Here is a 6,372-nt window from a genome sequence, read left to right as displayed (position 1 = left end):
GTGCCGGGGAGCGGGGGAGCAGGGGAGCAGGAGGAAAATAACTCCACAATTGAAAGAGGAACTATATTCTTTTCCTTTTGCCCTCTGCCCTCTGGCTAATTGGTGAGCCTGTCGAACCACTGCCTTAATCTTGATTAGAATCTGGAAAACGCGGACGAATGCGTTCAGCCTCGGGGCAATCTTCAGAAACTAAGGGTTCAAAATTGCCTCGGGGTACGGAAGCTAGTTTCTGGGTGACAGAACCAATGCTTTCGAGACGCACCATTTCTTCCCAGGAGCTAACTTCATCTTCCTCTTCTGTTTCATAGCGGATTGTTACCAAGTCTCCTTCGATATCAACAATGTGGGCACGTTCAATCCAACGTTGCTGGTCCCGCAAGAAAACACAGATCTCACGACCATCGCAACAAAGTTGATAAATCTTGCGGTGTAGCATATTCGGCTTCTCCTAAGCAGATAACTCTTCCAGTACCGATGGAGCTAACAGCTCCTGTTTCAGGGGCGCTTCAGGGACACGACTAAATGCGTGAAGCTGATATACGCTTTTCCTAGGGAGGTTCTCCCTCGTCAAACGTCAGATCCCTCATGTAGTTATGTTTCCCTTTCAATGCTTAAAAGTTTAGCTTGCATCCAACGGCAATTTTGATAGTGAGTTTACGAGACTTTCAACAATCGAAGGCAACTGTTGAGAGCCTTGGCTCAATTGCATGAACCGTTAACGCGATTTGGCTCAAGGTAGTGGTGGAGAGCAATTTGACCTGTGAGCAGATAGGCAAGGGGTGGTAGATGGGCATTAGCGACAACGCCAGGGCAAGCAATAGTAACCATCGGTTCCGCTATTGAGACTAACGCACTTTGTTCCAGATGACCAATCTTGGTTGACGATTGGCAGATAGGTGCCTAACCAAGTCAGACCTTTGCATGGTGACATACTAATTCCTCTACCCCCTCCTGCACAATAGGGCAGGCTGTTTCTGCCAGAGTCCTGCTATATTTCTCTTTAGATAGGCTATAAAGTCATACTCCTCGTTCCCGAAAGAGCTTTCATCATCAAGCTTGTTGTGTCCACTACCTTAACTATATCTATTTTTTATCCTGACTTGCGGGGTATTCGGCAAGCTTGGTGATGGAATAGGGAACAGACAACAGAAATCGGTCTAATGACTGAGAAACTCTAATCTCAAAAGGCTATTGCCGCGAGCTTCTCGTTCGATTCGACCAGAGTTTAGCGCTTCGTAAAGAACTCTCAGAGCCTCTAAATCTGATGCTTGATAACCCTTCATTTCTAGTACCTGACGGATTAGCCCTTCAGACGCAACACTTAAGCAACCCGTCTGGAGAGCTGATTGTACAAGCGTGCGAATCATCAGACCAGAGCATTTTTAATAGAATATGACTTATATCATCAGACATTTTAGGTAGCTCCAAATTGATTTGGGTCAGTAAACTATGGTGATTATCAATAAGGTTTCCAGTGATCGGGGTCATGGCAAAATCAAGGGACATTTTCCTTGACGACATCTAATGTAAAATGACATAAAATAAGTTAAGTTGCTGATTTACTTTTGCAACCCCTTGTCGAGAGTGAGAAGAAGTCGCTATCTTTAATTGCCAAGCTGCACCGGTACTTCTCATTACGATAAAAAATTTAGTGTTAAGAAGTGGTGAAGTTAACCAGGATTTCTGAGAAGAGTTTGTTAAATTGCCCGTGCAGTATCCCTAATAACAGCTCAAGTGAGCTTGTAAAGAGCCAATGTTTGCGATCGCCCTAAAACAAAACCAGTACCCTACCTACATTCTCACTGACCAAGAGGCTCACTCGTGCCTAGAAGTCGTTCCCGAACGCGGGGGGCTGATTTCTCACTGGAGTCTCCAAGGTCAGGATATCCTCTACTTCGATGCTGATCGCTTTAAAGACCCCAACTTAAGTGTGCGAGGGGGTATCCCGATTCTTTTCCCGATTTGCGGTAACTTACCCGATAACACCTACACCCACAAAGGAAAACATTACCAGCTCAAACAACATGGTTTTGCCCGAGACTTACCTTGGCAGGTAACAGACCAGATAACGGATAACCAAGTTAGTCTGACCCTCGTCCTTAACAGTAACGAACAAACCCGCCAGCTTTACCCCTTTGACTTTCAACTGACCTTCACCTACCAACTCAAAGGCAATACCTTAGAAATTCACCAGCGCTTCACCAATCATTCAACAGAAGTGATGCCCTTTTCCAGCGGTTTCCACCCTTACTTCTCTACCTCTGACAAGACTCAACTACAGTTTCAGATTCCTGCATCCCAGTACCAAGACCAAATTACGAAAACCGTCTCTCCCTTTAGCGGCAGCTTTGACTCGAGTCGTGACGAGATTGATGTTGCCTTTTCCGAAATCAGTGGTAATTCGGCAAGTGTCAACGATACAGGAAGATCCTTAAAACTTGATCTAACCTACAGTGACCTTTACTCCACCTTAGTTTTCTGGACAGTTCAAGGAAAAGACTATTACTGCCTCGAACCCTGGAGCGCTCCTCGCAATGCCCTCAACACGGGTGAAAATCTCACACACTTGTCTCCTGGAGAGAGTTTTGAGGCATGGATCAAACTGGCGGTAACATTTTTGTGACCAAATCCTTCTCATTTTTCCAAATTGGTGCTATTGTAGAAAACGGTGTGCTTGATATGCACGCTTCAGGGTCGCTAGCTCAGCGGTAGAGCACTCGGCTTTTAACCGATTGGTCCTGGGTTCGAATCCCAGGCGACCCACTTTTAAAAAGAAAGTCCCATAAAAGACCAAAGTCACGTAAAATCTAAATATAGAAAGGGACTATCTAGTCTATCAAAGTAAAGCTAATTCAAAAATTCCTAGAGATAATTTCCTATAAACCGAAAAATATCTTAAGATTATCCTAAGAATTAAGCTTGTCTAAAAGCAACTAGCGACAAAAGATCTAAAGTTAGGAGGACTTAATATGGCGCTCGTACCCATGCGATTGCTGCTGGAACACGCTGCCGAGAATAATTACGGTATTCCAGCCTATAACGTCAACAACATGGAGCAGATCCTCGCAATCATGCAGGCTGCTGAGGAAGCAAACAGCCCCGTGATTTTGCAAGCGTCTCGCGGTGCCCGCAGCTACGCTGGAGAAAATTTCCTCCGTCATTTGATTGCAGCGGCGGTAGAAACCTACCCCCATATCCCCATTGCGATGCACCAAGACCACGGCAACGCGCCTGGGACTTGCTACTCAGCAATTCGCCACGGGTTCACCAGCGTCATGATGGATGGTTCCTTGGAAGCAGATGCCAAGACACCAGCCAGCTTTGACTATAACGTTGCTGTTACTGCCGAAGTGGTGAAAGTGGCTCACTCCGTCGGTGTCAGTGTTGAAGGTGAACTCGGCTGCTTGGGTTCTCTGGAAACAGGCATGGGTGAAAAGGAAGATGGTCATGGTGCTGAAGGAAAGCTGTCTCACGACCAGTTGTTGACCGACCCTGACGAAGCCGTTGAATTCGTTGAGCGTACCCAGGTTGATGCTCTGGCTGTTGCAATTGGCACCAGCCACGGTGCTTATAAATTCACCCGCAAGCCGACTGGTGAAATCCTGGCGATTAGCCGGATTGAAGAAATTCATCGCCGCCTACCAAACACCCACTTGGTAATGCACGGTTCCTCCTCCGTACCGGAAGACCTGATTGCCATCATCAACCAGTACGGCGGTGCAATTCCTGAAACCTACGGCGTACCTGTTGAAGAAATTCAAAAGGGCATTAAGAGTGGTGTTCGTAAGGTCAATATTGACACCGATAACCGCTTGGCAATTACTGCTGCTATTCGGGAAGCTGCTGCCAAAGATCCTAAGAACTTTGACCCCCGCCACTTCATGAAGCCTTCGATCAAGTACATGAAGCAAGTGTGCGCAGATCGTTACCAGCAGTTTGGTACTGCCGGAAATGCCAGCAAGATCAAGCAAATGACGCTGGATGAATATGCGGCTAAGTACGCCAAAGGCGAACTCAGCGCTATCACCAAGCAAGCTGTGAAAGCCTAAGTTTTGGCAGAAGTTAAGGATAAGCTTTTAGGCTTTCTTGACTAATAGTAAAGATATTGCGGGTAGCTCTTGGAGCTGCCCAGTTTTTTTGGTTCTTCCGTCCTTGCCAGAGCTGAGCAAGTGTACTTAGGGAACCTCTCATGTAAATTTTTGTAAAGGAATTTCGAGAAACCTTGCACTGATCCACCCTAAAAACTCATAATTCAATCTGGCTGTAACTTTTAGGGCAGCTTCACCCAAGCAGTCGTTAAACTGGATTGACGGTGGTCATAACACTCTTGCAGCGCTTCCCTTAAGCGGAAACAGAGCTAAAGAAAGGTAAAATAGATACAGTTATTTGCCTCTCTACTCAAGAGTCGCAGAGCAGTTGAATGCAGGTTGAAATCTTGTAGTAACTTACAAATGCACCAGATACAACTCATTGAGTCTGGATATAAAAGCCTGAATGCAAATCTCCTGTTACAAGGATCGGCAAAACTTCAATTGTCAGACAATCAGACATCTTAAGAGTAGCAATTAGAGGAAAAAAAATTTCCAGTTCTTCGTGTTAGGGCTAAAGAGGCTGTCGTAGTTCAGCCAATAGGCAAAAAGCCTACTAACTGATTGAGGACGTGTATGTCCGTAAAAGCAGAAACTACAATCTCTTGAAGAATTTGCTCGCACTTTTGGCAATTCAGTTAAATTGTTCTAGAAAACAGGAGTATTTGTAAATGTTGAATCCTTTGAAAAACATTTTGGGCAAAAAATCTCAGGACGATTCGTCAGCAGCTCCCAAAAGCAAAAAAGCAAAAGGGTACTTTCTCGAGCTAGATGATACTGGGAATGCCAAGCCAGAAGGTGAAGCCAAGAAACCAGAACCGGCTAAAGCTGTAGCGAAACAGGAGGCACCTAAAGCGGAGCCGAAGGTTGAAGCTAAGAAACCGGAACCCGTCAAAGAAACGCCCAAAGCTCAAGCCAAACCGGAGAAAGTTGTACCTCAACCCCCTCCAGCCGCAGCTAGCAATGGTAGAGTTGAACCCCAGTCGGGAGCCACGTTTGCCCCCAACAATATGCTTCCACTGACTACCAATAACAGTCGGCGGCGTCCGGGTCCGAGCATGAACAATTTCTTAGAGATGGCGCGTCAGGTGAAGACGCCTAACCGATAAAGAGTTAGGAGTTTTTGCAGAAAACCAGTCCGCTATAGAGTTGAAATGCCGAGTCCCAAGGCGTTTCTTCGCGGCGGAACAAATCGATGTGAGACGGCAGGCGTGCCAGCAGTTCTCGATAATCCAGGGCGGTTTCAGCAAAAAGCGAAAAATCAGACCAAAGAGGTTTCTGAAGTAGCTGGCGGTTGAGGAAATCGCGCAAGTTGTTCCAGTTCTGTCTGTTCGTTTCGAGGGGAGGCGTTTGTCCTTCCCTCTTTTGTCTGGTTTCTGATTTTGAGGAAATGGGAATCCCTTGTTGAAATTGATAGTGGCGATCGCACAAACGGAGTATGCTTTTTCTAGCAGGTAAGTGCAGGTCGCAAAACTGCGTGTAATCTAGAGTTTGGGTTTTGCGCTGTAATTTGCCCCGCACGTCGAGATCGACCACTTTTTCAAAAACGGGTAAGCGCCCTTCCACAAGTTGGGACACTTCTGACCAGTTGAAGGGTAGCGCACCGACCTGACCTTGAGGATTCTGGCAGATAACGGTTGTTTTGTGGCGATCGCTTTCCGAAAAATAATGAACAGTAAAAACACTAAGCGCCTCAATATCAGATAGAGTAGCCCCAAAGCAGGGAATTGACTCTTGCTGTAGGGATGAGGCGTAAAATTTTAACTCTCCGATTGCCCCAACACGGTATAAACGCCAGCCTCGCGTCGGTAGCTGTAATCTTGCCGTATAGGGGTCTAACTGCATAATCCGAGCCAACGTTTGGGCAGCCACTTGTTTCTCTTGGGGATTGATGGGTTCTAGAACCAAAACACCCGGTTGGGTATTGTTCGGGTCAGTTGTTGCCTGAGTCAAGGCTTGTTGACGTTGCTCTTGCTCAATCGCTTTTAGGCGTCCCAATCCCTGACGGGCTTGAGATACTACTTTCGGATGGGTTGTGTTTTTCAGTAACTGTCGGTAAACTTTTTCGGCTGCTTCCAGCTTTTGAGTAGCTTCGTGCAGGCGTCCGACATAAAGCTGAACCCAAGGGTTTTTAGGTTCCTGCTTGACTAACTGCTTCAGCAATCGAGCCGCAGTACGGTAGTCTTGGCAGTCAAAGGCTGCGGAAACTTGGTCAATCATAGGTCTTGGTTAGGGAAGCGGGGGAGCGGGGGAGCTGGGGAGCTGGGGAGCTGGGGAGCTGGGG

The 6,372-nt window shown here is 46.7% G+C and carries 7 protein-coding genes and 1 tRNA gene; 4 read left to right on the top strand and 4 right to left on the bottom strand.

Going from position 1 to position 6,372, the window contains the following annotated elements; genetic code table 11:
* Window positions 1-124: 124 nt before the first annotated feature.
* From IQ257_RS28450 to IQ257_RS28445, 3 genes are all read right to left on the bottom strand, one after another.
* Complete coding sequence (locus tag IQ257_RS28450; RefSeq protein ID WP_193881917.1) at window positions 125-436, bottom strand: DUF6679 family protein; 312 nt, start codon at window positions 434-436, stop codon at window positions 125-127.
* A gap of 263 nt (window positions 437-699) precedes the next feature.
* The gene (locus IQ257_RS30950; RefSeq protein ID WP_265584625.1) at window positions 700-828 is read right to left on the bottom strand and encodes a hypothetical protein; all 129 of its coding nucleotides are present in this window, start codon (window positions 826-828) and stop codon (window positions 700-702) included.
* A gap of 329 nt (window positions 829-1,157) precedes the next feature.
* Window positions 1,158-1,367, bottom strand: a complete 210-nt coding sequence (locus IQ257_RS28445) for a hypothetical protein (protein WP_193881920.1) — start codon at window positions 1,365-1,367, stop codon at window positions 1,158-1,160.
* Window positions 1,368-1,753: 386 nt separating this feature from the next.
* Between IQ257_RS28445 and IQ257_RS28440 the strand changes: the two genes are divergently transcribed.
* From IQ257_RS28440 to IQ257_RS28425, 4 genes are all read left to right on the top strand, one after another.
* Entirely contained in the window at window positions 1,754-2,623 is an 870-nt protein-coding gene (locus IQ257_RS28440) for an aldose epimerase (RefSeq protein WP_193881923.1), read from the top strand.
* Window positions 2,624-2,691: 68 nt separating this feature from the next.
* A tRNA-Lys gene (locus tag IQ257_RS28435) sits at window positions 2,692-2,763 on the top strand.
* A gap of 206 nt (window positions 2,764-2,969) precedes the next feature.
* Window positions 2,970-4,049, top strand: coding sequence for a class II fructose-bisphosphate aldolase (gene fba, locus IQ257_RS28430; RefSeq protein ID WP_193881926.1), 1,080 nt, complete (start codon window positions 2,970-2,972; stop codon window positions 4,047-4,049).
* 710 nt (window positions 4,050-4,759) lie between these two features.
* Window positions 4,760-5,197 (top strand): hypothetical protein, encoded by a 438-nt coding sequence (locus IQ257_RS28425; RefSeq protein ID WP_193881928.1) that lies wholly within the window; start codon window positions 4,760-4,762, stop codon window positions 5,195-5,197.
* A gap of 4 nt (window positions 5,198-5,201) precedes the next feature.
* Here the strand turns inward: IQ257_RS28425 and IQ257_RS28420 are convergent, their stop codons facing one another.
* Complete coding sequence (locus tag IQ257_RS28420) at window positions 5,202-6,308, bottom strand: tetratricopeptide repeat protein (RefSeq protein WP_193881930.1); 1,107 nt, start codon at window positions 6,306-6,308, stop codon at window positions 5,202-5,204.
* Between the last annotated feature and the right edge of the window lie 64 nt (window positions 6,309-6,372).

Source organism: Coleofasciculus sp. LEGE 07092 (assembly GCF_015207375.1).
In the GTDB taxonomy this organism is placed as follows: domain Bacteria; phylum Cyanobacteriota; class Cyanobacteriia; order Cyanobacteriales; family Coleofasciculaceae; genus LEGE-07092.
Note: the sequence above shows the minus strand (reverse complement) of the source record. Positions and strands in the feature narration are given on the sequence as shown.

What these genes read in the sequence shown, in the direction of transcription:
- IQ257_RS28450 (WP_193881917.1), bottom strand. Translation starts at nt 436, where the DNA reads ATGCTACACCGCAAGATTTATCAACTTTGTTGCGATGGTCGTGAGATC.
- IQ257_RS30950 (WP_265584625.1), bottom strand. Translation starts at nt 828, where the DNA reads ATGGTTACTATTGCTTGCCCTGGCGTTGTCGCTAATGCCCATCTACCA.
- IQ257_RS28445 (WP_193881920.1), bottom strand. Translation starts at nt 1,367, where the DNA reads ATGATTCGCACGCTTGTACAATCAGCTCTCCAGACGGGTTGCTTAAGT.
- IQ257_RS28440 (WP_193881923.1), top strand. Translation starts at nt 1,754, where the DNA reads ATGTTTGCGATCGCCCTAAAACAAAACCAGTACCCTACCTACATTCTC.
- fba (WP_193881926.1), top strand. Translation starts at nt 2,970, where the DNA reads ATGGCGCTCGTACCCATGCGATTGCTGCTGGAACACGCTGCCGAGAAT.
- IQ257_RS28425 (WP_193881928.1), top strand. Translation starts at nt 4,760, where the DNA reads ATGTTGAATCCTTTGAAAAACATTTTGGGCAAAAAATCTCAGGACGAT.
- IQ257_RS28420 (WP_193881930.1), bottom strand. Translation starts at nt 6,308, where the DNA reads ATGATTGACCAAGTTTCCGCAGCCTTTGACTGCCAAGACTACCGTACT.